At 37.2% G+C, this 25,854-nt stretch carries 22 protein-coding genes and 1 other RNA gene; 11 read left to right on the forward strand and 12 right to left on the reverse strand.

Annotated elements, in window-relative coordinates; all coding sequences use genetic code 11:
* Positions 1-58 precede the first annotated feature (58 nt).
* The 3 genes from AC5YGI_RS08365 to rpsU all read right to left on the reverse strand — a co-directional run bounded on the left by AC5YGI_RS08365 (position 59) and on the right by rpsU (position 1,510).
* Positions 59-349 (reverse strand): HPF/RaiA family ribosome-associated protein, encoded by a 291-nt coding sequence (locus AC5YGI_RS08365; protein WP_002976393.1) that lies wholly within the window; start codon positions 347-349, stop codon positions 59-61.
* Positions 346-1,233 carry a tyrosine-type recombinase/integrase gene (locus AC5YGI_RS08370; RefSeq protein WP_330747690.1) on the reverse strand — a complete coding sequence of 296 codons (888 nt, stop codon included), beginning with the start codon at positions 1,231-1,233 and terminating at the stop codon, positions 346-348. The genes AC5YGI_RS08365 and AC5YGI_RS08370 overlap by 4 nt, the downstream gene beginning before the upstream one ends.
* A gap of 79 nt (positions 1,234-1,312) precedes the next feature.
* Positions 1,313-1,510, reverse strand: coding sequence for a 30S ribosomal protein S21 (gene rpsU, locus AC5YGI_RS08375; protein WP_034693154.1), 198 nt, complete (start codon positions 1,508-1,510; stop codon positions 1,313-1,315).
* A gap of 268 nt (positions 1,511-1,778) precedes the next feature.
* On the opposite strand from rpsU, the gene ssrA reads away from it, so the two are divergent.
* From ssrA to pyk, 7 genes are all read left to right on the forward strand, one after another.
* Positions 1,779-2,180: a transfer-messenger RNA gene (ssrA, locus tag AC5YGI_RS08380) on the forward strand.
* 381 nt (positions 2,181-2,561) lie between these two features.
* Entirely contained in the window at positions 2,562-3,017 is a 456-nt protein-coding gene (locus AC5YGI_RS08385) for a hypothetical protein (RefSeq protein WP_330743564.1), read from the forward strand.
* A 489-nt stretch (positions 3,018-3,506) separates the two neighbouring features.
* On the forward strand, positions 3,507-3,746 hold the full coding sequence (locus AC5YGI_RS08390) for an acyl carrier protein (protein WP_002976354.1): 240 nt from the start codon (positions 3,507-3,509) through the stop codon (positions 3,744-3,746).
* A 34-nt stretch (positions 3,747-3,780) separates the two neighbouring features.
* Positions 3,781-5,025 (forward strand): beta-ketoacyl-ACP synthase II, encoded by a 1,245-nt coding sequence (gene fabF / locus AC5YGI_RS08395; protein WP_002976350.1) that lies wholly within the window; start codon positions 3,781-3,783, stop codon positions 5,023-5,025.
* 9 nt (positions 5,026-5,034) lie between these two features.
* On the forward strand, positions 5,035-5,799 hold the full coding sequence (gene rnc / locus AC5YGI_RS08400; RefSeq protein WP_076594972.1) for a ribonuclease III: 765 nt from the start codon (positions 5,035-5,037) through the stop codon (positions 5,797-5,799).
* Complete coding sequence (locus AC5YGI_RS08405; protein WP_110008247.1) at positions 5,777-6,250, forward strand: IPExxxVDY family protein; 474 nt, start codon at positions 5,777-5,779, stop codon at positions 6,248-6,250. The genes rnc and AC5YGI_RS08405 overlap by 23 nt, the downstream gene beginning before the upstream one ends.
* Positions 6,243-7,688 carry a pyruvate kinase gene (gene pyk / locus AC5YGI_RS08410; RefSeq protein ID WP_110008248.1) on the forward strand — a complete coding sequence of 482 codons (1,446 nt, stop codon included), beginning with the start codon at positions 6,243-6,245 and terminating at the stop codon, positions 7,686-7,688. Before AC5YGI_RS08405 ends, pyk begins: the two co-directional genes overlap by 8 nt.
* 234 nt (positions 7,689-7,922) lie before the next feature.
* On the opposite strand, the gene AC5YGI_RS08415 is transcribed toward pyk, so the two are convergent.
* The 4 genes from AC5YGI_RS08415 to hutI form a co-directional block, all read right to left on the reverse strand.
* Positions 7,923-9,215 (reverse strand): aldehyde dehydrogenase family protein, encoded by a 1,293-nt coding sequence (locus AC5YGI_RS08415; protein ID WP_330743784.1) that lies wholly within the window; start codon positions 9,213-9,215, stop codon positions 7,923-7,925.
* A 138-nt stretch (positions 9,216-9,353) separates the two neighbouring features.
* Complete coding sequence (gene hutG / locus AC5YGI_RS08420; protein ID WP_446104816.1) at positions 9,354-10,268, reverse strand: formimidoylglutamase; 915 nt, start codon at positions 10,266-10,268, stop codon at positions 9,354-9,356.
* 9 nt (positions 10,269-10,277) lie between these two features.
* Entirely contained in the window at positions 10,278-10,679 is a 402-nt protein-coding gene (locus AC5YGI_RS08425) for a hypothetical protein (protein WP_330743788.1), read from the reverse strand.
* Between the two features lie 14 nt (positions 10,680-10,693).
* Positions 10,694-11,917, reverse strand: a complete 1,224-nt coding sequence (gene hutI / locus AC5YGI_RS08430; protein ID WP_496167987.1) for an imidazolonepropionase — start codon at positions 11,915-11,917, stop codon at positions 10,694-10,696.
* 177 nt (positions 11,918-12,094) lie between these two features.
* Here hutI and ruvB point away from each other — a divergent pair, with 177 nt between their 5' ends.
* The 4 genes from ruvB (at position 12,095) to coaE (ending at position 15,312) form a co-directional block, all read left to right on the forward strand.
* Positions 12,095-13,117, forward strand: a complete 1,023-nt coding sequence (gene ruvB, locus AC5YGI_RS08435) for a Holliday junction branch migration DNA helicase RuvB (RefSeq protein ID WP_110008252.1) — start codon at positions 12,095-12,097, stop codon at positions 13,115-13,117.
* Positions 13,118-13,181: 64 nt separating this feature from the next.
* A complete protein-coding gene (locus tag AC5YGI_RS08440; protein WP_330743794.1) occupies positions 13,182-13,793 on the forward strand; it encodes an FMN-binding negative transcriptional regulator in 612 nt (203 codons plus the stop codon).
* A 13-nt stretch (positions 13,794-13,806) separates the two neighbouring features.
* Positions 13,807-14,673, forward strand: a complete 867-nt coding sequence (locus AC5YGI_RS08445) for an MBL fold metallo-hydrolase (protein WP_110008254.1) — start codon at positions 13,807-13,809, stop codon at positions 14,671-14,673.
* 9 nt (positions 14,674-14,682) lie between these two features.
* Positions 14,683-15,312 carry a dephospho-CoA kinase gene (coaE, locus tag AC5YGI_RS08450; protein ID WP_330743797.1) on the forward strand — a complete coding sequence of 210 codons (630 nt, stop codon included), beginning with the start codon at positions 14,683-14,685 and terminating at the stop codon, positions 15,310-15,312.
* Positions 15,313-15,450: 138 nt separating this feature from the next.
* On the opposite strand, the gene AC5YGI_RS08455 is transcribed toward coaE, so the two are convergent.
* The 5 genes from AC5YGI_RS08455 to rlmD all read right to left on the reverse strand — a co-directional run bounded on the left by AC5YGI_RS08455 (position 15,451) and on the right by rlmD (position 25,815).
* Complete coding sequence (locus tag AC5YGI_RS08455; RefSeq protein WP_330743799.1) at positions 15,451-19,881, reverse strand: GEVED domain-containing protein; 4,431 nt, start codon at positions 19,879-19,881, stop codon at positions 15,451-15,453.
* Positions 19,882-20,048: 167 nt separating this feature from the next.
* Positions 20,049-23,084, reverse strand: a complete 3,036-nt coding sequence (locus tag AC5YGI_RS08460) for a reprolysin-like metallopeptidase (protein WP_330743800.1) — start codon at positions 23,082-23,084, stop codon at positions 20,049-20,051.
* 180 nt (positions 23,085-23,264) lie between these two features.
* Positions 23,265-23,930: a DUF6048 family protein gene (locus tag AC5YGI_RS08465; RefSeq protein WP_330743802.1), complete on the reverse strand. Its 666-nt coding sequence runs from the start codon at positions 23,928-23,930 to the stop codon at positions 23,265-23,267.
* Entirely contained in the window at positions 23,896-24,372 is a 477-nt protein-coding gene (locus tag AC5YGI_RS08470; RefSeq protein ID WP_330743804.1) for a hypothetical protein, read from the reverse strand. Before AC5YGI_RS08470 ends, AC5YGI_RS08465 begins: the two co-directional genes overlap by 35 nt.
* Before the next feature lie 30 nt (positions 24,373-24,402).
* Positions 24,403-25,815 (reverse strand): 23S rRNA (uracil(1939)-C(5))-methyltransferase RlmD, encoded by a 1,413-nt coding sequence (gene rlmD / locus AC5YGI_RS08475; RefSeq protein WP_330743805.1) that lies wholly within the window; start codon positions 25,813-25,815, stop codon positions 24,403-24,405.
* Positions 25,816-25,854 lie beyond the last annotated feature (39 nt).

Raw genomic sequence — 25,854 nt, forward strand, 5'->3', positions numbered from 1 at the left:
TATAGAACGGATTTTTTGAATTCTCAAATTTTTTATAAACTTTTTTTAACTTTTTTTTCTACGCCATTTCTTTTTTCTTGATTAATAGCTTTTTAGCAGTATCAACGCAAAGGTCCAGACTTTCTTCAAAACTTGTAGTGGTCTTCTTTACTACGATATCGTCTCCCGGAACCGCTAAAATAATCTCGGCAGTTTTATTAGCTTTATCCGAATTATTTTCAACTTTCAAGAACACCTTACACTCCTGAATTTTGTCATAGAAGGTATCCAATTTACTTACTTTTTTGTCGATGTGTGATTCTAGTGGTTCGTGTGGAGTTAAACCAATTGATTGTACTGAAATCTTCATAATTCTTCTTTTTTTGATGCTCGAGGGTGAGCCTGATTAAACACTTTTTTCAATTGTTCAATATTAGCATTCGTATAGACTTGAGTACTGGCAAGGCTGGAATGCCCTAATATTTTTTTCACTTTGGAGATCTCCGCCCCATTATCCAATACGTGGGTAGCAAAGCTATGCCGAAGGATGTGAGGACTTTTTTTTTCTTTCGTTGTTACAAGACTAAGGTACTTATTAACTACCACATAAACAAATTTTTCATTGAGTTTTTTCCCTTTCTTATTGACGAAAAAATATGATTTAAATTCTGTCTGCGGATTTCTTATTTCCAGATAACTTTTCAGAAGTTCAGACAATTCATTGGAAATGGGAATTACCCTTTCTTTATTCCCTTTTCCTATTACTTTTAATTCATTTCCATATAAGTCAACATTCTCAAATATCAGGCCACAAAGTTCCGCTTTACGCATTCCCGTCTGATAAAGAACCTCCATAATGCACTTTTCAAGCACGTCATGTACCTGTTCAAAAACTCTTTCATTGAGATCTGTCATTTCCTCTTTAGACATAGGAATCTGTTTTTCAGCATAAAACTTCAGGGAAGAAATTCCTTCAACGGGAGAAACTGTAATTTCACCTATTTTTAAAAGAAAAAGATAAAAACTGCGGAGAGAAGATAATTTTCTGTTGATACTTCTTTTCGAAATGTTATTTTCACTCAGTTCGACAATAAAATTCCGGATGATTTTCTTGTCTGCCTTGGTTAAATTGTCGGAAGATTCTGTTCGGAGAAAGAAATGGGAAAAGTCTTCAAGGTCTTTTTGGTAGCTTGTGATAGTATGAGGAGAATATCTTTTTTCGAATTGTAAGTATTCTAAAAACTTTTCCAGCATCATAGGGTATAAAAATAAAAATTCACTCCTCAAATATAAGAATTTAAGAAGTGAATTAATATATGGTTAAGAAAAAATCTTAAGCCTGCTCTTCTTTGCTAAGCGCTCTTTGTTTGTAAGCCGCTTTTAGTCTAGCTTGTCTCAAAGTTACAGAAGGCTTAATAAACTGTTGTCTAGATCTTAATTGACGAACAGTTCCTGTTTTATCAAATTTTCTCTTGTATTTTTTTAAAGCTCTGTCGATGGATTCACCATCTTTTACTGGAATTATTAACATATTTTACATCTCATTTTGGATTGCAAAAGTAGACATTTTTTATCAGAACACAAAATATATTGCAATAAACAATCACTACTCTATCTCATTTTTATTAACAAACCCCATATTAAAAGTCATTTACAGACAATAATATTTTTTCCACAATAACCGGATATTCAATTCTTAAAACTTCAGGATACTCATTTTGTTTCCAAATTTCTATTAAAACCACTAACATTAATGAAATGTAAACAAAAAGCATTATCTTTGCATTCACTTTATTCATGGGGTTGACTGGTTTCGACAGCAAGACCAATGGGTAAGTAAGCATGCAGAGAACCGTAGCGCGATCTCTATAATCCCTTGCTACAAAATTTTAACTGGCAACGAAGAGTTCGCTCTTGCAGCTTAATATCGAAGTATAGTAGATCAAGCGTTTTCCCGAAGATTTTAGTAGGGAAGCAAGATATTCCACAAATGCTCTGTTCTGCGGCGTTTGATCCTGGGATATAGGAATGCAGAAATAAGGCTTTAGAAGCTTTGGCTAAAGCTCGAAAATTTCAGAAGATAAGCTGGTCGTTGGGTGTCTATCCTCTGCTTCCAGTCGAAAACCAATGGTAGAATAAGCATGTAGAAAGCTTATGTATTGCTTGTTTGGACGAGGGTTCGAATCCCTCCAACTCCACTAAAAGGGAATCTATTATTGTAGATACCCTTTTTTATTTCCACGTCCGTATTACAGTTTTCTGTTATAAAAAAATCATCTCATTAAAACCCACTACATGATTTTATCTCTCTAACGATAGATATTTGTGTTGGAAAATTTTCTTACAGAAAGATACAAACTCAACTTACCTACCCTCCTACAATCTTATTAATATAGACATTAACATAAAAGAAATTACAACAAAAACCATATCTTTACGTTAATAATTGGGACAAAAAAAGTATAAACTCTTTATTATGTTTCAAAAAGTTAAATTACAAACCAAATTTTGAATTTAAACTAAATAACAATATTCAACATTTGAGTAGCTTAATAATAACTAAACCATATAATAACTAAACCATGAGAAATTTATTATTATCTCTTTTATCATTATCATTTCTAATGTTCAACTGTTCCGGAAATGATGATAACTTACCTAATAATGAACAAAAAAACACCACTACTCCTCCACCCACGGCACAGCATTTCCACCCGCCAACATGGATACAAGGTGTTTGGGCCTGGAAACAAACTAGTGTTGCACCAGTTCAATACATAAAATTCACACAGGATGATATCATTTTACCTAACAATATAAGTTATAACAACTTAATAAACCAATCCCAAAATGCAAATCTGGTACTGGCAATTGAAAAAGAAGGATATACAAGTACATTATATTTTTATACAGAAACCCGCAAACCAACTACCGGCAATCTGTATAGCGCTGACGAGTTTAGGGTAAAAAAAATAAATGATACATTGATGGTAAGATATCCGGATTTTTCTCCAGCTATCTACTATACAAAGCAATAACCAGCGGTAAAATCAGACTCAAACTCAAGTCTTCATCAAAACATTCTAATTAAGTAACTAGCCATGAGACAAAATCCTCAGTTAGTCACGAATATTAATGTTTGGGTATTTCAAATAACATTACAGCCAACATGATAAACTATATAGTAAATTGTATAGTCTAAGAAGAATTTATAAAAAAACTTTATAAGTCTTTGATTTAAAAAGCTGATCAGTGGTAATTATACAGAAATAAATAAACTAGTTTTCATAAAACACGAAGCTAATAATACTGAAATTTGTATGATCTATCTTCTATATCTTCTTATTGGTTTTTCATAACAATTTACACCTCTACATTAACAACAATATAACCTCCTGAAAACTAAAAGACTAAAGCGAAACAATCTAAAATGAAAGCTTCCGGTCCACAAAAAAGACTAAAAAAATGTTTTATCGTAAAGAATTTTATATATTTGCACCATCTAACAATTAAAAAAATAATTTACTATGTCAGACATTGCATCAAGAGTAAAAGCTATCATCGCTGATAAGCTTGACGTTGAAGAAACAGAAGTAACTCCTGAAGCTAGCTTCACTAACGATTTAGGAGCTGATTCACTAGATACAGTTGAGTTAATCATGGAATTTGAAAAAGAATTTAACATTCAGATCCCTGATGATCAAGCTGAAAAAATTACTACTGTAGGACACGCTATCGCTTACATCGAAGAAGTAGTAAATAAATAATATTCTTCAACAAAAAAGAAATTAAACAAAGTTTATGGAATTAAAAAGAGTAGTTGTAACCGGATTTGGAGCAATAACACCAATAGGAAATAATGCAAAAGAATACTGGGAAAATCTTGTGAAAGGTGAGAGCGGTGCCGCTCCGATTACTCTTTTTGATGCCACAAACTTTAAAACAAAGTTTGCTTGCGAGGTAAAAAATTTCGATCCGTTACAGCATTTCGATAAGAAAGAAGCTAAAAAAATGGATAGAAATACTCAATTGGGACTTGTTGCTGCGAGAGAAGCAGTAGCGCATTCCGGCATTATTGAAGACAATGTAGATAAAAACAGAGTTGGTGTAATCTGGGGTTCCGGAATCGGAGGATTAGAGACTTTTGAAACTGAAGTGTTAGGATGGGCCAATACGGAAATTCCGAGATTCAACCCTTTCTTTATCCCAAAAATGATTGCGGATATCACTCCAGGACATATCTCAATTGAATACGGTTTCCACGGACCAAATTATACAACTGTATCTGCATGTGCATCTTCAGCAAATGCTATAATTGATTCCAAAATGCTGATCCAGTTAGGAAAAGCAGACGTGATTGTGTGCGGAGGCTCTGAAGCAGCCGTTACAGCAAGTGGTGTCGGTGGATTCAACGCAATGATGGCACTTTCTACAAGAAATGACGATCCAAAAACAGCTTCAAGACCTTTCGACAAAGACAGAGATGGATTTGTATTAGGTGAAGGGGCAGGATGTATCGTTCTTGAAGAATATGAGCACGCCGTAAAACGTGGTGCTACAATTTATGCAGAATTACTGGGAGGTGGTTTAAGTGCTGATGCACATCACATGACTGCTCCACATCCTGAAGGCCTTGGCGCTTATCTGGTAATGAAAAACTGTTTGGAAGATGCAGGCTTAACTGCTGATGAAGTAGATCATATCAACATGCATGGTACTTCTACTCCATTAGGAGACATCGCAGAATCCAATGCAATTTCAAAATTATTAGGCGAGCATGCTTATGACATTCAAATTAATTCTACAAAATCAATGACTGGCCACCTTTTAGGTGCTGCGGGTGTTATTGAAGCTATCGCTGCATTGGGAACTATTATTCATGGTACTGTTCCTCCAACCATCAACCATTTTACTGATGATGAAAATATTGACAGCCGATTAAACTTTACGTTTAATACAGCTGTGAAGAAAGATGTAAAAGTAGCCATGAGCAATACTTTTGGATTTGGCGGGCACAACGCTTGCGTTCTATTTAAGAAAATCTAAATTCAATGAATGGAGTTACAGAAATACTTTTCTAAATTCCTTCTCAAAAAAAGAAAAAGACAATTAACGGAGAGAGAGTATTTTCTCAGTACCGAGCTTAGAAAAGTATTGGGTACCGAGGTACAGAATATTGCTCTTTACCGCGAAGCTTTTTCTTTGAAAAATTCTTCTAAAAATCAAGACAGCAATTACGAAAGACTTGAATTTTTGGGAGATTCTGTTTTGGGTACAATTATTTCTTGTCATTTGTTCCAGACTTATCCTCAGGCCAATGAGGGATATCTGACACAAATGAAATCTAAGATTGTTAATAGGAAAAACCTCAATAAATTAGGAGAAGATCTCAAGCTTACCAGCCTTTTGCAAAAGCAGAACAGCTCATCAGCTTTGGGAGAGAATATCTCTGGAAATTTATTCGAAGCCTTAATCGGTGCCGTTTATTTAGACTTCCATTATGATACCTGTAAAAGGATTATTCTGGAAAAGTTGCTGACCCCTTCCGAGATCAATAAGCTTGAAAACAAAATTGTAAGCTATAAAGGTCTCCTGCTCGAATGGAGCCAGAAGAAGAAAGTCAATATAAAGTACGAAACCTGCGAGGAAATACAGGCTAATAAATCTGTCGTATTCAGGTGCCATGTATGGCTGGGAGACGAAAAAATTGCTAATGCAACAGAGACTTCCAAAAAGAAGGCAGAGGAAAAAGCAGCACAGAGGGCATTTTATATTTTAAACAAAAAAGAAAATATACTTGGAAATTCAAAAACTTTATGATCTTGATGATATAGAATTTGAAGATATTGCCATAGGATTGGTAAGATTAGCCAAAGATATACCTGCTCACGAGTTTTTCTACAAAATAAATCAAATCAACAACCTGAGTTTTTCAAGAAAGAAAGATCTTGTCTTTCATGGGGGATATTATGATTATTTTTTTCCAAGATATGAAGCCTATCACAAGTTTTCAAAGACCTGTTTTACCTTCATTTCCAATAAATCTTCCGAAAGTAAGCAAAAAAAAATCCAGACAGAACTCTTTACAGAAGAAGAAAACATTAAATTTTTATTAAATAATCAGGTAGATGTGGAATATATTCTGCATAGTTCGGAACAGTTTCCTGATTTTTCCGTAATTTTGCTCCCTGAAAATCTTGTTTTTCCAATTCAAGATTATACATTGAGTTCTGAAGAGGAACTTTATCAAATTATCCAGTATTATGAATAAGTATTTAAAGAAGACAAAAATTATCGCAACACTAGGGCCTGCTTCATCGTCGAAGGAGGTAATGTTAGATCTAATGAAAGCGGGTGTTGATATTTTCAGAATAAATTTTTCACATGCAGATTACGACTTAGTTCGAAAAAATATTGAAATAATTAGAGAGCTAAACAGTGAGTATGGTTATTCTGTAGGAATCCTCGGCGATCTACAGGGACCTAAACTGAGAGTGGGAGTTGTAAAGGAAGGATCTTATCTGAACCCGGGTGACATTCTTACCTTCACCAATGAAAAGATGGAAGGAGATTCCACTAAGGTGTATATGACTTACCAGCAGTTTCCACAAGACGTAAAAGTAGGGGAAAGAATCCTTATTGATGACGGGAAACTCATGCTGGAGGTTATCGAAACCAATGAAAAAGATACTGTAAAAGCAAAAACCATTCAGGGAGGTCCGTTAAGTTCTAAAAAAGGAGTTAATCTACCTAATACAAATGTTTCTCTTCCTGCCCTGACAGAAAAAGATGTTCAGGATGCTAATTTCATGCTTGACATGGAAGTTGACTGGATTGCCCTGTCTTTCGTACGTCACGCACAGGATATCATCGACCTGAAAGAATTAATTGCAAACCACCCGAACGGTAAATTCAAGACTCCTATTATTGCGAAGATTGAAAAGCCTGAAGGCGTTAAAAATATTGATGAAATTCTTCTTGAATGCGACGGATTAATGGTTGCACGTGGAGACCTTGGTGTAGAAGTTCCAATGGAAGAAGTTCCTGCGATCCAGAAAAACCTGGTAGAAAAAGCAAGATTCTACTCCAAACCTGTTATCATTGCCACCCAGATGATGGAAACGATGATCAATAGCTTAACACCAACAAGAGCGGAGGTAAACGACGTTGCTAACTCTGTATTGGATGGAGCTGACGCTGTAATGCTTTCCGGAGAAACTTCAGTAGGCAGATATCCGGTTCAGGTTGTGGAAAACATGGCTAAAATTGTAAAGAATATCGAAACGACTCACTTCTACCAACATAAAAATGAGCCAATCGAGAAAGATTACAACTGTATTGATGAAAGATTCATTACCAACAGGGTTTGTCTTGCAGCAGTAAGAATCGCTAAAACAACAAACGTTTCTGCTATTGTAACGCTTACTCACTCCGGATACACCGCTTTCCAGCTTGCAGCACACAGACCAAACTCTCACATCATCGTATATAGTGGTAACAGAAGAGTAATTACAATGCTGAACCTTCTTTGGGGTGTTCATGCCTATTACTATGATATGAAGAAGTCTACCGACGAAACGATCATTCAGGTCAATATGTTAACGCACAACTATGGTTATATCGAAACCGGAGACTTCGTCATCAACATCAATGCTACTCCATCCTATGAAGGTGGAAAAACCAATACATTGAGATTGACTACGGTGTAAGCAATAAGCAATAAGCAATAAGCAATAAGCAATAAGCAATAAGCAATAAGCAATAAGCAAAATTACTTTTTGTAACAGCATAAAAACTCCCGGAAACAAGTTTCCGGGAGTTTTTATTTTATAGTGTAAAGTTTACTTTTAACTTATAAATGGTAGTTTGTCATTCTGAACGCAACGAAGTGAAGTGAAGAACCTCTGAGATTCCTTGTTTCCTCGGCATGACATTTTATCCTTTTAATTTCCTACAATCGTCTTAGCTGTTACAAATTCTTTTAAAGCCAGTAAAGACAATTCTGTTCCATATCCTGAAGCTTTTGATCCTCCGAAAGGAAAACGGGGGTCAGAGCTGGTCATGCGGTTGATATTGACTGTTCCTGACTCAAGGTTTTCAATAAAGAATAGCTGACGGTCTTTATTTCTAGTCCATACGGAATTGGAAAGCCCGAATGGAATATCATTGGCCATCTGTAAAGCTTCTTCATCATTTTTCGCAATCATCACCATACCCAGAGGCCCGAAAAGTTCTTCTTTTAAAATAGGATTTCCTTCCTTCACTCTGATTAAACCTGGTTTAAATTCATTTTCAGAAACTCTTTCCAGAGGAATAATAATTTCAGCACCATTTTCCAATGCCCTGTTGAACTGAGCTTCCAGTTCATCAGCAAGGTCAGGTCTCGCCATTCCGGCCAGTTTGGTTTCTTTATCTAAAGGATCTCCAATCTCATATTTCTTATATTCTTCAATAAAGATTGGCAAGAACTGATCTTCAATTTTTTCATCAATGATAAATCTTTTTGCCGCTGTACAGGTTTGTCCACAATTTTGAAGTCTTGATTTTACACCGGCTTTGGCAGCTGCTTCAAGATCTGCATCATCAAAAATGATAAATGCATCACTTCCTCCTAATTCAAGCAAAGATTTTTTGATATTTAAACCGGCTATTGAAGCTACTTCTCCTCCGGCTTTTCCGCTGCCTGTCAAGCTTACTCCTTTTACAGTATCATGTTCAAGGATTTCCTTTACCGCTTTATGTCCTACCTCAAGATTCTGAAAAACACCTTCCGGAAAACCTGCTTCAAGAAGAACTTCTTCAATGGCATTTCCGCTTCCGAAACAAATTGAAGCATGCTTCAAAACTACTGTATTTCCTGCTAAAATGGCGGGAGTAGCAAATCTCAATACCTGCCAGAAAGGAAAATTCCACGGCATTACACCTAAGATTACTCCTTTCGGAGCATAGTGAACTTCAGAATAAGCAAATTCCGATTCTACTTTTTCTGCTTGTAAAGTATTCTCGGCGTCTGCATAATAATTCATCATCAAAGCGCACTTTTCCACTTCAGCAATAGATTCTGAAATGGGTTTATTCATTTCTGTTGTAATTATCTTTCCAAATTTCTCCGAATTATTCTTTAAAATTTCCGCTGCTTTTGCAATTAACTTCTGCCTTTCCTCAAACGGCACTTTTCTCCACACTGAAAACGCTTTATCTGCTTTAATAAGCTTGCTTTCAATTAATTGTTCCATAATATAAATTTCTGTTTTAAATTCAGCTAATGAATTTATAAGCGCCTTTATTTTAAAAGCACGGTGAAATCAGCAAATTCCATTCCTTAAGGGTCAATAAAATAATGATTTTCTCTATCGGAAGAATATAACTTTATCTTAAATCATTAGCCATTCGTTCACAAGACATGCTGCCAGTCTTGCTGTTCTGTCCTGGATATCGAAAGAAGGGTTCACTTCTGCCACGTCCAGCGCTACCAGTTTTTTATTTTTTAAGATATGTCTGTAAAAATGCATAAAAGCTGTATCTGCAAAGATACCGTTATATGCCGCCGCGGAAACTCCGGGAGCGATTGATGCATTAAAGACGTCCATGCAAATGGTAAGATAGGCATAATCTACACTGTCCAGCAGTTCGTCAATACGCTGATAGACGGAGGTAAGATTTTCAAAAAATAATTCGTCTGCCAGAATATATTTCATTCCATATTGATGAGCGGTATCAAAAAGCTTTAATGTATTGGAGTTTCTCTGGATTCCAATATGCAAAGAATGGATAGGTCCTTCCTGAGCAATCTGCCAAAACCCGGTTCCGGAGCTTGGCCCTACTCTTTTTTCCGGCTGTCTGTTATCGAAATGGGCATCGATATTGATGATTCCTATTTTCTGTTCCGGAAAGGCTGTTTTAACGCCCAGATAATGAGCATACGTCACTTCATGACCTCCACCTAAAACAAGAGATTTTCCTCCTTTTAAAAGTACTTTTGACACATTTTTGGCAAGGTTATTCTGAGTATTTTCCAGATTGCCGTCTTCACAGGTAACATTCCCAAAGTCCAGCATGGAAAAGTCAGGAAGAATCACCGGAAAATTAGACATATTTTTCCTGATCACATCCGGAGCATCTTTTGCTCCCTGACGGCCTTTGTTTCTTCTTACTCCTTCATCTACAGCAAAACCGTGCAATGCAAAATCTCCTGTAGAAATATTGTCGTAATTACGTTCTTCTTTTACCCGTTGAAATATTCTGTGATAGAGAAGTTCTTCTCCGTCCAATCTGCCTTGCCAAATCATAATCTAAAATTATTCTCTAAACCTGCCTCTTATTGTAGGTATAAATGTTCTGAAAAATAAAACTATAAATACTATTAAAACGCCACTAAATTTAAATTGCAAACTTCTATTTTCTTTACTAAAATAAAAAGTCACAATACCTAAAGCAACAATAGCTATTAAGTAAAATGTAGAATAAAGATAACCTCCTCTATTTTCAAGTTTAAATTCGCCTCCATTTGCAACAAACATTTCATCCAACATATTATTGGCTGTAGTAGACTCTACCTTTCTAACATCTGAAGTCAAGTTCTTCATAATAAAGTCTTTTTTAGTTCCTGATTTTACAGCATTCAACGCATATTCAACATTCTTTTCAGAAACACCAAGCGAGACATATTTTTCTTTAATCTCTTCTAATTTAATTTTCATTGTTATGTTTTTAGTTACTTTTTATTTCCATCAATATAAACATGTTCTGCTTTAAGGCTTCCCTGGTTATACAGTACATTCTGGAAATTATTGGTCTTAAAAGTGACAAAATCGGCCTTTTTCCCTGCTTCCAATTGTCCTCTGTCTTCAAGGTTCAATGCATAAGCAGCACGGAAGGTCATCCCTGCCAAAACTTCAGTTGTTGTAAGCTTTTGGAAGGTGGCTAAAATAGAAGCCTGGGTAATGAGATTTCCCATTGGCGCAGATCCCGGATTCCAGTCACTAGCAATAGCCACGATAGCACCTGCGTCTAATAATTTTCTTGCAGGGGTAAATTTCTCACCAAGTCCCAGGCTTGCTCCGGGAAGAGCTGTTGCTACGGTGTCAGACTCTGCAAGGAATTGAATATCTTCGTCAATAGTTGCTTCCAGATGGTCTGCAGACTTCGCTCCCACTTCTACTGCAATTCTTGAACTTCCAGGGGTAAACTGATCTGCATGAACGGTAATTTCAAAACCTAACGCTTTTGCTTCCAGCAAGAATTCTTTACTTTCTTCCGGTTGAAAAGCAGACTTTTCAATAAAGATATCTACTCTATTCGCTAAGCTTTCTTCTTTTACTTTCGGTAAAATTTCGGTAATGATATATTCCAGATATTCAGGGTTACTTCCTTCAAAATCTTTTGGTTTTAAGTGGGCTGAAAGGCAGGTAGGAACTAAAGTGGCTTTAGTTTCATTCTGAGCTTTTTTAATCATACGAAGCATCTTCAACTCGTTTTCCACATCCAGGCCGTAACCGCTCTTCACTTCAATGGTGGTAATTCCCAGATCAACCAAAAAGTTGATTCTTTCTATTAAGGTTTTTAACAGTTCTTCTTCTGACGCATTTCTTGTATGCTGTACAGAACTCCAGATTCCACCACCACTTTCCGCAATTTCAAGATAAGTTTTCCCTGCATTGCGCATAGCAAAATCGTTGGCACGGTTTCCTCCGAAACAAATATGGGTATGTGAATCTATAAAAGCAGGAAGAACAACCTGCTCTCCTTCAATATGTTCAATTTCTATAGTGGGATTTTCTGTTTTTAATGTTTCAAAACTTCCAACTTTCTGAATGGTATTCTGATCTACTACAATTCCTCCGTCTGCAATAATTTCAAGCTGCTCATCAGAAAGTTTTCCTCTTAATGGTAAATTAGCAAGTGTTACCACCTGCTTAAATGGTCCTATTAATTTCATTAATATGTATTAATAATTTCTTCTCTCAAAAATACTTAAAATATCCCAATTATTTAAATCTTAGCGGTTCTCATTTTCAACCCAGGCTTAAACCGCTGTATCAATCTCAACGTTTTCTCAATCTGGCCTTCAACCTTTGTCTAAATTTGCTATCTTTGAAGTAAATGAAATGAATTAATGCCAGATTTTTTACATCCAGATAAGGAAAACTACTCAAACGAGGAGCTGATGCAGGAAGAGCAGATCCGTCCCCAGAGCTTTAAAGATTTTGCGGGACAGAGAAAAACGCTGGAGAACCTTGAGGTTTTTGTTACCGCTGCGAAAAGACGTGGCGGAGCACTAGATCATGTTTTATTACACGGTCCGCCGGGGCTGGGTAAAACGACTCTGGCCAATATTATCGCTAATGAACTTGGGGTAAACTGCAAGATTACATCCGGCCCCGTATTGGATAAGCCGGGAAGTTTAGCGGGCTTGTTGACCAATCTGGAAGAAAATGATGTTCTTTTCATTGATGAGATTCATCGTCTTTCTCCTGTAGTAGAAGAATACCTGTATTCTGCCATGGAAGACTATAAGATTGATATTATGCTGGAAACAGGTCCTAATGCCAGAAGTGTACAGATCGGCTTAAATCCGTTTACTCTGGTGGGAGCTACTACAAGAAGCGGAATGCTTACGAAGCCAATGCTTGCCCGATTCGGGATTCAGAGCAGGCTGGAATATTATTCTATTGAGCTTTTATCAACCATTATTCAAAGAAGTGCAAGAGTTTTAGGTGTTGTTATTTATGAGGATGCTGCGATAGAAATAGCAAGAAGAAGCCGTGGAACGCCAAGGATTGCCAATGCATTACTGAGAAGGGTACGTGATTTTGCTGAAATCAAAGGAAATGGTGAGATTGAGATCAAGATCACAAAATATGCTTTGGACTCTTTAAATGTGGATGAATTTGGTCTGGATGAAATGGACAATAAAATCATGCGTGTCATGATTGAAAATTTTAAAGGAAAACCGGTTGGTATTTCTGCCCTGGCAACATCAATTGCCGAAAATCCGGAAACACTGGAAGAAGTATATGAACCGTTTCTGATTCAGGAAGGTTTTATTATCCGAACTCCAAGAGGACGGGAAGTTACCGACAAAGCTTACAAACATTTGAATATTACAAGGCCTAAAAACCCGGGAGAGCTATTTTAAATTCAAAGTTTTGAGTTCAAGGTTAAAAGTTTAAGGTTTAAGGTTAATGAGAATTGATTAGTTTATGTTTATACCTAAATTATACAGAAGCGAAGATTACGATTTGATGAGAGAGATTATCAAAGAAAACTCTTTTGCTTTACTGATTTCTTCTGTTGATAAGATACGGGCAACCCATTCCATGATGATGCTTAATGAGGATAATCCTGAAAATATTTACATTGAAACCCATATTTCACGGGCTAATCCCCAGGCAAAAACCATACAGAATGGAGATGAAGTTCTTTGTGACTTTTTGGGAGCGCACACTTATATATCCAGCAGCTGGTATGATCATATGAATGTTTCCACCTGGAATTATGAGGCGGTACAGATTCACGGAAAAGTTGAAATAATGAATCATGATGAACTGTATGCCCATTTGGATAAATTAACGTCCCAATATGAAAGTTTTCAGCAATGTCCAATGATGGTGAAAGACATGGGAAGGGAATTTGTGGAAAAGGAAATGAAAGGTGCTTTTGGGATTAAAGTTATTCCAACCGAAATATTCATCAAACAAAAACTTTCTCAGAACAGAAAAGAGAATGATTTTAACAACATCATTACTCAACTTGAACAATCTGATGATAACGCAAGAAAAATTGCGGAGAAAATGAAATTAATAAAGAAATAATCAAAATATACATATGAAGTTATATCCAATACAATGTGGAAAATTTAAACTGGACGGCGGTGCTATGTTCGGAGTCGTCCCGAAGAGTCTGTGGGAAAAAACAAACCCGGCAGACGAAAAAAACCTGATCGAGCTGGGAACCCGTTCTCTGCTTATTGAAGATGGAAAAAAATTAATCCTGGTAGACTGCGGTTTAGGTAACAAACAGGATGACAAGTTTTTTGGACATTATTCGCTTTGGGGAGACGATACTCTTGATAAAAATCTTAAAAAATACGGCTTTATAAAGGAAGATATTACGGATGTATTCCTTACTCATCTTCACTTTGACCACTGCGGCGGAGCTATAGAATGGAATGACGACAGAACCGGATACAGACCTGCCTTTAAAAACGCCAACTTCTGGACGAATGAAAATCACTGGCAGTGGGCTACAGAACCTAATGCAAGGGAAAAAGCCAGCTTCCTGAAGGAAAATATTATGCCAATGCAGGAAAGCGGACAGCTTAATTTTTTACCGCTTCCCACTACCGGAAACTACGGTTTCGCTCCTGATCTGAAGATGGACGTTATCTTCGTAGACGGACATACGGAAAAGCAGATGCTTCCGGTAATCCAATATCAGGAAAAAACGGTTGTTTTTGCAGCCGATCTTATTCCTACCGCAGGACATATCAATCAGGTATACGTGATGGGATATGATACCAGACCTCTTTTAACACTGGAAGAAAAAGGAAAATTCCTTAAGCAGTGTGTAGACAACGAATATTTATTATTCTTTGAACATGATGCTCATAACGAATTGGCAAGTCTTAAAATGACTGATAAAGGGGTAAGACTTGATGAGACGTTTAGCTTTAATGATGTTTTTGGATATTAATTTTTAATCATGGAAGAATTACATTCAGAAACACAGCAGACAGAGCCGGAACCAGCACCCAAGATCATTGGTTTAACAGGAGGAATAGGTTCCGGAAAAACCACAGTAGCACGCTTTATAGAGGAATTCGGCTTTCCGGTTTATTATTCCGATGACAGAGCAAAAGCTATAGTTAATGAGAGTGAGGATCTGAAAATAAAAATCAAAGAACTTCTTGGTGAAGATGCTTATGATGAAAACGGATTGTATGACAGAAAATTTGTAGCGGATAAAGTTTTTAAAAACAGAGACCTGCTTCAGCAGTTGAATGAAATTATTCACCCTGCTGTAAAAATTGATTTTGAAAACTGGGTTAAGAAACAAAGCAAGTATCTAGTTTTTAAAGAAACAGCTTTGTTATTTGAACTGAAACTTAACAGACAGTGTTATAAATCTCTTCTGGTGACAGCCGAGGATAACATCAGAATCAAAAGAGTAATGGACAGGGATAATAAAACCTACCGCGAGGTAGAAGCGGTCATGGAAAAACAAATGCCCGAAAGGGATAAAATTAAAATGGCAGACTGCATTATCTACAATAATACCAATCTGGAAGAATTAAAAGAAGAAACTGAAAAAGTGATTTTCAGTATTGAATAAATAAAAACTCGTTAGAAGCTTTTCTAACGAGTTTTTTTTCTGCAAAAATATTTCCTGGAAGGTTGTTATTCAACCAGGATCTTTTTATAAAAAATAAGCCCCATTTCTGGAGGCTTATTCTATTTGAAATTTAAATAATTATTCTTTGATAAATTTCTTTTGGGTAGTATTACCGTTGTCGTCGATATCAATTACATAAACACCGTTAATCAATCTGCTTACATTGATCTGGTTGTTGAGTAAGATACCGTCTGCGATAACCTGTCCGGCTGCATTGTAAATCTTATATTTAGCTCTCTTGCTAACATTTTTCACAAACAGCACTGAGCTTACCGGGTTAGGATAAATCATAACACTTGTCTGATCAACCGGGTTAGCAACAACAGGTTTAGAGATTCTTACCGTGTAATCCTCTACTTCTCCGTTTTTGAAGTCAGTACAGTTTACAGGGATACCGTCTCTCGACATGGCTACTCTCATCACTACATACTTATAATCTGTCATACTTACAAAGGCATCTGCCGGTACATTGAATTTACCTGAAACAGGGCTATTTGAATTTGGCGAAGAAGTAAATACTCTTTCATTGATGTCAAACTCTCCGTTTCTGTTGAAGTCAATCCAAACTGCGATTCCTTCGTTGTAAGTAGTTCCTGTCCATTTTTTCTCAATGATGATCTCATTGTCAGTAGATCCCTGGATCATCTCGATGAATGTTTTAGGAACTCCTGTGTAATCTGTATAAGTAGATGCTCCGGATTCATTCTCCATTGTTTTCTTACCAGTAGGCTTCACTGTAACTTTAGAGATATGCTCTCCTGTTGAGTTTTCAGCCTTCATCTTACAGTAGATTACTGTAGGAGTTGTAAAGTAGTAAGGAGGAGTATAGTTTCCTGGTGTACCGTTACAGATATTTACTACCTGCATTTCATATTTTGTTAATTCTGTAAGACCTGTCAATACAAGGTTATTAACTAATGATGGTACTTCTGTCCAGCTTGGAATACCTACTTTTCTATATCTAAGCACATATGTTGCTCCCGGGAACGGATCCCACTGAATTGCCGCTGATGTAGGAAGCAATTGGGTAATTGTTAATCCCGGAGGCGGAATCTCACATATTCTTTCTGTAGTAAATACTTTAGGGTTAGAATATGGATTTAATGTACTTTCACCGTTACATTGGTTAGCAATCTGTACTTCATAAGTTGTATATGGCTCTAAAGGAGTTGCACTTCCTAATACATAAGTATTGGCAGGAGCTGCCGGTAAACTTATAGTAGCCCATGTAGTAGTACCTACTTTTCTCCATCTCATGGTATACGTAGAACTTGCTGCAAGCGGAGACCATGTAATCAATGCTGTTGTTGGAGTAATATTAGTTACTGTCACATTCGGAGGAGTAGGATCACATCTTGTAGTGAATGTTTTGATCGGTGTTGCTGTTCCAACAATATCTCCACAGATTGCCGCAACCTCTACTTCATAAGTAGTTGCCGGTGTCAATCCACTGATTACTAACGGCAGGTTACCTAATTGTGCAGAAGCATATACCTGTGTCCATGCCGTTGTTCCCTGAACTCTGTATCTCACCACATAGCTCACTCCTGCTCCTGTGATGGTAACAGTAGCTGTTGTATGTGTTGTTGTAAATGTTGGTGCGTTAGGAGTTGCATTGCTGCAAGGTCTGATTCTTACTCTATAGTCTTCTACTTCTCCATCCACTGCGTTCTGACACATTACCGGAGCACTTGTACGTTTCAGTACAACCCTCATTGTAGTTGTTAATAGTCCTGTGTAAGCATTTGAAGGAACTGCAAAAGTAGCCGTCACCGGAGTTGTTGTATTGGCTGGAGAAATTAAGATTCTCTCGGCATCTGTAAACTGTCCGTTTCTGTCAAAGTCGATCCAGGCTGTTACAGCATCGTTACCTGTTGCACCTGTCCAGCCTTTTGCTACGGAGATTTTATTATTCTGAGAATCTACATCTAAAGTAATTAGAGTCTCCGGAGTTGTATAGCTGGTATAATTAGTCTGTACCGAAGTATTATTCATTGGCGGAACTCCAAGGTTCGAAGAGGTAACAGTTACATTCGAAATATGATCATTCGTACCGGTTCCTGTCATTGGACAGTAAGTTAATGGAGGGGTCGTGAATGTTACTGTTGAAGAGTAAGATCCTGTAGAACCGTTACACGTGGTAGAAACCTGAACATCATAATTAGTCTGCTCTGTAAGACCGGTAATTCCATAGAAGTTCTGACCTGCAGGAACTGTAGCGGTTTGCCAAACTCCACTCGGAGAAACTCTCCATCTGATATTATAAGTAGCTCCTGTTGTTGCCACCCATGATACCGTTGCTGTAGTAGCTCCGATATTATTTACTGTAATATTTGTTGGAGCAGCTGTTGAACAAGGCTGAGCATCTACAAATTTTACTGCATAATCTTCCACCTCTCCCTGAGTGAATGTACCACAAGGGTTAGCATTATCAAAATATCTCATTACTACACGCATACGGGTAGGAAGATTTCCTGTATACACGTTACCACTTGCAACGGTAGGTACTGAGAAAGTAGCCGTTACAGGAGTAGTTGAATTGTATGTGGTATTAAGAATTCTTTCACTGGTTTCAAATGTTCCGTTTCTGTTAAAGTCTACCCAGGCTGAAACTGCATATGAAGAAGAAGAACCTGGCCAGTATTTGTTTACAGAAATTTTATTATTTGCTGAACCTCTTTCAAAGATCACTACTCTTGTAGCATCCGGTGTATAATCTTTATAATTGTCAGATCCTGAATTACTCATCATAATAGGAGTATTCGTAGGGGTAACAGTTACATTATTAATATATCCGCTTGTTGCAGTATTACTTGTAGGGCCTGCTGTACAGTAAGTAAGAGTAGGTGTTGTAAAGGTAACAGTAGGTGAGAATGCACCTGTTACTCCTCCACAAACAGTGGCTACCTGTACATCGTATGCAGTCTGCTCCAATAATCCGGTAAGTATCTGGTTACTGATTAATGGTGTATTTACTGCAATCTGCTGCCATGCTCCGGAAGGAGAAACTCTGTATCTTACGATATAAGTAGCTCCGGTAGTTGATGTCCAGGTAACATTCGCTGAAGAAGGAGTTATGTTATTAACCATGATATTAGATGGCGGTGCTGTAGAACATCCTGCTAAATCGATAAGTTTTACTGCATAGTCTTCAGTTTCACCATAATAATAAGTTCCACAAGCGTTAATAGGGCTGTATTCATTTAATACAACACGCATTTTTGTAGTCAGGTTTCCTGTATAGGCACCACCGGCAGCGGTTGGTATTGTAAATGTAGCTGTTACCGGAGTTGTTGTATTACTTGGTGAAGTAAGTACTCTTTCAGTTGTTTCAAAAACACCATTACGGTTAAAGTCAATCCAAACTCCTGTTAAGAAACTATATTGAGTACCGGGCCAAGCTTTTGAAACTGAAACGGTAGCTGTACCCCCTCTTACCAAAGTAACTACTCTAGCAGGATCTGTACTGTAATCTGTATAGCCACTCTGACCGGAGTTGCTGTACATAGACGGAGCACCTTGTGCATTAACAGAAACCTGATTGATATATCCGTCAATATAGGTACTTGTAGCACCTGAATTACAATAAGTAAGTGCAGGAGTTGTAAAGTTGACACTGGAAGAGAATGCTCCCTGTGTACCTCCACAGATAGTCGCTACCTGAACTTCGTATTGAGTCTGCTCAGTTAATCCGGTAATAATCTGGTTTGCGACCATAGGAGTTGTCACATTGATTGTTGTCCAAGCTCCCCCTGATACAGGTCTGTATCTTACAACATAAGTAGCACCTGAGGAAAGGTACCATCCTACATTAGCAGAAGTTGTTGTCAGGTTTGAAACTGTAATATTGGTAGGCGGCGCTGTTGAACAAGCTGAAAGCGCGTGGCTTTCCAACTGTATTCTCGGAATATCTGCAAGTCTGTCTTTTGCAGAAGGAGGTGCTGCAGGATCAGGATTTGCACTATCTTCATAATAGATGATCCCCCTGTTCGCTCCTGCATTGTATGATCCCCAGGCCGTACCTGGAGAAGATGCATAATCAGGAGTTTTTTCATTGACAGCAACCACAAGGTTGTCTGTTCCATTCCATAAAAATGGTGTAGACAATTGAAGAGTTACCCAGCTTCCATTCGTTAGGTTAGGTAAAACTCCGTCAAACACCTGAGTCATAGAACTTACCGGAATCCAGCTTGTATTGGTGGCAAAGTTATTCTGGGTTGTGTTTCCCATATATACCACCCAATCCTTATATACAGCCTGAGAGGATGCAACGGTGGTGGAATAAAACTTTATAGCCGTGATATAGTTTGACGTGCCTATAGCAGTCGTAAGCTCTGCAGCAGTATAAATCTGCTGAGAATAACTATACCCATAATAGGAACGTATGGGGAGATACACAGAGGTACCCGTTCCTGTCCCGATCTGGCCTGCCTGAGCCGAGACTTTGGATACAAAGCCTGTGCAAATCAAACAGAGAAACAGAATTAAAGAGGTAAAGAATTTCTTCATAATGTTTTCATTATAATATTAATCACACAAATCTAATCATTTTTTATTATTAATTTATAAGTACATTTATGTTTTTTTTATAAAAAAATAACAAATTAACTACTTATGATCTAAATAAAGAAATCCCCGGGAAGTTCCGGGGATTTACTAATATTTAAAGGTTATCTTTATTTCTTGATAAATTTAGATTTGAATTGTTCAATTCCTTTATCATCAATGGTAATTATATAACCACCTTTAACTAAAGCTGAAACATTTACTTTTCCATTATTGATATTTCCTCTGTCTACTAATTGTCCGGCAGCACTATAAATTTTATAAGTTGCTTTATCTGAAACTTTAGTAATATTTAAAACATCAGTTGCAGGATTTGGATAAATCTGAATACCATTATTTTTAACATCGTTTTCAGAAGTAGAAAGGTTACCCGTGATCACTACATTATAGTCTTCAATTTCTCCATATTGGAAATTAACATCACATACATATTCTGCAGGTAATGACAGACCAACGTTTCCATTCCCTGTACCGGCACCAACGAAGAATGCTACAACTCTCATTCTTAATGGCTGTCCTTCTACTGCATTACTAGGAATCGCAAAGTTTCCACTTACTACCGTTGATGGCTGTGTTAAAGTCACCGGATAATTCAATACTCTTTCCGAATCACTGAAAATACCATCCTTGTTAAAGTCAATAAATGCGGCTACAGCATCATAATCTGCAACATCAGGGTTGCCTACTTTAACAGATATAGGATATGTATTTCCTTTTGTTAAGTTAATCTGAAGAGCTGAATTCGTTGTATAGTTTGTATAAGTACTGCTTGCTGAAGTATTATTTATATTTGCTACAGTTACATTCGCAATATACTCATAGTTTGCATTTGTTGTAGAAGCTGTACAATAAGTAAGTGAAGGTGTACTAAAGTTCACAGATGCAGAATATGTTCCTACTGTACTTCCACAAACTAATGCTACCTGAACTTCATACGTAGTACCATCAATTAAACTGTTCAGGTTGATTGAAGGCACTGATGTATCTGCTTCAGTCCAAACTGTTGTACCTACTTTTCTGTAACGTACTTTATAAGTTGCACCAGTATAAGACATCCAGGATACACTTCCTGAAGACACGGTGATATTGCTTACCACAACGTTAGTTGGCGCAGCACTGCTACAAGCAGATAGAGGTGCAATAGTGACAGGTCCTACTGCATAGAAAACATTTCCTATTGAAGAAACTCTTACTTTAATAGTCTGACCATTCAATGAAGAAGGGAAAGTAAAGTTTTCAGTTCCGTCGTTAGGTGTTGAAGCAGATAATACAGTCCAGTTTGTACCGTTATCTGTAGTATAGTCAATTTTTACGTTCGCAACATTATAAGGAGCTGCATTGGTATTGGCAACAATCCACTGAATTGGCGTTGGCGTATTCACATCAGCATATTGGTTAGCTAATCTGAAAGGACCATTATCTCCTACAACAATAGTCTGAATTTTAAAAGCAGATTGCTGTTGGGCTACATTGGAATTATTATCTCTTACCGTTAATGCAAAATTTGTAGTTCTTGCCTTAGTAGATACAGCTTCCCATGTATTGTTCGCATTATTTAATACTCCGTTCATTACAGAAGTAAATTTCGGGAAGTATCTTGTCGGGCTTGCGTTTGGAGCAGCAGATCTGAATGAAGCTCCTGATGTTGTATTTCCTAAATTATACTTATCAATAGAAACTGAAGCATCATCTACCTCTTCCCAGGAATAAGTCATTGGATCATTTTCAGGATCTGTAGCAGAACCTGTTAAAGCAAAAGCAGTACCTTTAGGTATGGTATATGTTGGAAGATCAGCAATTACCGGTGGATTGTTGGTGATTGTAGTTTCTACATCACAAGTTTTTGCAATTAAATTAGCCTGTACCTGACCGATACTTGCTTTATGGAAATAAGGATCAGAGTTTTGCTGAACATCTGTATCAGGGCCGGTAATACCTGCATATCCCATGATCGTTGTTCCTGAACCTGGTTCCATATTGACTCCGCTTCCTTCAAGATTATGAGAGAAAGTATGGTTAGCTCCTAACTGGTGCCCCATTTCGTGTGCAACATAATCAATATCAAAAGCGTCACCAGACGGGATTCCATTCGCCGGAGAAGTAAATCCTGAACCTTTTCCTTTAGGAACTGCAGTTGTAGGATTGATACATACACATCCGATACATCCGGCATTTCCTCCACCTCCTGATTTACCGAACAAGTGTCCGATATCATAATTGGTATCTCCAACATTGGCTGTCAGAGCTGCTTGCAGCTGTGTATTCCAAGCTCCTTGTGATCCCGTTGCAGCAGCAGCATATGGATCGGTTGCCGGATCAATATAAATTACATTGGGAAAGTTCTGCAGGTTCAGGTGCAATGCAAAATCTTTCTCAAAAACTCCATTTACTCTGGTTAGGGTATTATTGATAGCAACAAGAGCAGGAGCTCTTTTCTCGTCATCCGTAGCAGTGGCAGGCACGTTTGCAAGTGTCATAAAGTATTGTGTATACTCACCTGTAACAGACATTGCCAGTCTCATTGTTCTGTATTTCTTATCAGAACTTTTGTTAAAAGTTGTTGGCTGATTAGAAAAAGACTGTCCATTTTTCAATAAAGCATCTATATCCTTCTTAGCAGCAGGAGATTCTTCTGTAGAACACAGGAAACCGTTTTTATCCTTTTTTGTTTTAGGATGAACAGCATAAACGGTTTTGTCTGCTGATGCCGGATCGATAAATTCATATTTATCTCCATGGATAATCATTGACTGAAAATCATTAGGAGCGATACTGAATCTTAAATATTTGGTAGGGTCATCGACACTTGTTCCAACATAAGATCCCAATTCATACTTGTCTGCCAGCTCTTTTACAACTACCGGAAAACTGTATACATTAAACCTTTCAATCTTCCCACTCATAGTAGGAAGAGAAATTACTACAGGAGTGGAATTGGCTCCCATTTCCTGTGCATTCTTCAGCTGAGATCTCAGTAAGTTAAGGTCCAGTTTATAGTACCCGTTACCTCTTACATTAGATTGATCTACTCTAAATCCTGTACTTCTTTTGTTGTCGTCTCCTTTTTTAAGAGAAGTTGGTGTCCATTGCCCGAACACTGCCCCTCCTATACAAGTTAACATTAAAGCAGTAAATACTCTTTTCATAAATTAAAACACAATTATAATTTCCGCCAAATATAACTATTTTATAACTCACATAAATAAAATAAGTTATTATTTTTTAACATTATACATCCAATGAGTATATTTATTAAAAAAAATACAAACTTTAGAACAATCTAAAGTTTGTATTTTATGTATTTTAAAACTTATGTATTACTATTTTTAGAACTTATAAGCAATATTCCATGCAAACCCCATATTAAACTTTGAGGAACTTCTTCCAAAACCGGGAACGATCATTGGAGAAATATCATCCTGTTTGGAAGTGTAAACCATATATCGTGGCTGAAGATTTACATCTATATAAAAATTGGAACTAAACAATTGCACTCTGCCCCCCAACGTACCTTCAAGCCAGAAAGAAGACTGAGAGGATGAAGGAAATGCTTCAGAGGAATTACTACCTCCAAATCCGCGAACGGGGATTGCCATATATTCCTGGTTATAGAATGACCCTGCTGCTTTTCCTCCAGCATAAAATCCGTTGAATTCATTCTCTGCATCTTTTGCCAGCATATAGAAAGCCCCCAACTTAACGAAGGGACCGCTTGCCTTTGCATCATAACCATTCTTCTGGTACACATTCTTTTCAAAACCTGCTTCCGCAATAGCATGCAGATTTCCTTTTATCTTTGACGAAATAAATCCCTGATACAGTTTTCTGTCTGAAAAGAATCCGGCTCCGGTGTTCAGAACATCAAGCCCAACCATAAAATTGGGTTCATATTTCTCATGAACTTTCTTCTCTGCTTCCTTTTTTTTCTCTTGTGCCCAGCTTATTATTCCCAATAAACTAAAAAGAAAGGTAAAGATTAGTCTTGTCTTCATTCTCTATTTGATTTTGCCCGGCTTCCAGTTTCAGAACAGGATTCGGAGTTACTAATTCTGAACTTAAATTCTCATAAGATTTTTTGATTCCGCATCCCGGAGATACATAGGTAGACTTTGAACTATAGCTGATTCTTACATGAGACTCCGGGCCTTTGAATCTGGTTTTGAAATAAACATCCGTATAGGGTGAGTTGTCTACACGTAAAGGAATTAACCTGGAATCAATGTTGGCAAGTTTTCCCAAATCCACCTTTCCTCCGCCATAGTCTACTGATACATACAATGTATCTATGGTTGTATCCTTTCCTTCCGCCAATGTTCTGAAACCTACCTTCATTCTGGGGGTTCCTTCTCCGCTTTCACAGATATCATCATCTCCGCCACAGGAAAAAAACATTCCTAAAAAGCAGATTGCTATGAGAAATTTAAAGTACTTCATATTAAGATTTGAAATTCAAATTTAAATAATTTATTTTTTAACAAGCAATGCAATGTTCTCAACATGGTGCGTTTGCGGGAACATATCTACCGGTAAGATCTTTACTAAAGTATAATGATCTTTCATCAGTGCAAGATCTCTAGCCTGTGTTGCTGAGTTACAGCTTACATAAACTACTTTTTCAGGTGAAAGTTTTAAAATCTGCTCTACAACCTTCTGATGCATTCCGTCTCTTGGAGGATCCGTGATTAGCACATCTGCTTTAGGGTGGTTGGCCATAAATTCATCATTGAAAATATCTTTCATATCTCCACAATAGAACGTTGTGTTTGTCAATCCGTTCAATGCGGCGTGTTCTATTGCTGCGTCTATGGCTTCCTGTACAGATTCTATTCCGATCACCTGTTTTGCATTTCTTGCTACATACTGGGCGATTGTTCCTGTTCCTGTATAAAGGTCATACACTACTTCATCTCCTTTAAGATCTGCAAACTCCAATGTTTTTCTGTATAGCTCCAGCGCCTGTTTGTAGTTGGTCTGAAAGAATGATTTCGGGCCGATCTTAAACTGCAGTCCGTCCATTTCTTCCATAAGGTAACCTTCCCCGAAATATACATTGATATTTAAATCATAAATAGAGTCATTCTGCTTAGGATTAATAGCATACACCAATGTTTTAATCTGCGGGAATTTGCCTAATAAGAATTCAAAAAGTTTTTCTCTGTTTTCTTTTTCTTCCCTGTAAAGCTGGAAAAGAACCATCCACTCTCCTTTGGAGTTCTGTCTCATCATTAAGGTTCTTAAGAAACCTTCCTGATTTCTCACATCAAAAAAGTCAAGGCCAGTATTAACGCCATATTCTTTTACAGCCAGTCTAATGGCATTGGAAGGATCTTCCTGAAGGAAACACTCTTTCAAATCAAGAATCTTGCTCCACATTCCCGGAATATGAAAACCTAAGGCATCTTTGCTTCCGAAATTTTCTTCGGAGCTGATTTCATATTGAGTAAGCCATCTCGCATTAGAGAAGGAAAACTCCATTTTATTTCTATAAAAATATTGTTCTTCAGATCCTAGAATCGGCACCGTTTCAAAGTCATCAATTCCTCCGATTCTTTTGATATTATTGTAAACTTCTTCCTGTTTAAAATCAAGCTGTTTTTCATAGCTCATATTCTGCCACTTGCACCCTCCGCAGGTACCGAAGTGAATACATTTAGGTTCTACTCTGTAAGGTGATTTTTCAAGAACTTCAATGGCTTCGCCTTCATAATATTTTGACTTGGCTTTCTTCACTCTCACATTCACAATATCTCCTGGAATTGCGCCTGTTACCATTACTGTTTTACCTTCCTCTGTTTTTCCTATTGCCACGCCTTTTGCTCCGGCAGTCAACAATTTTATATTTTCAAGAGTCAGATCTCTTTTTTTCTTCCTACTCATTCTAAAATTTTCTATTTTCCTAATTGAAACTTTTACGTT

It is taken from the genome of Chryseobacterium sp. CS3K3.1, from assembly GCF_059515165.1.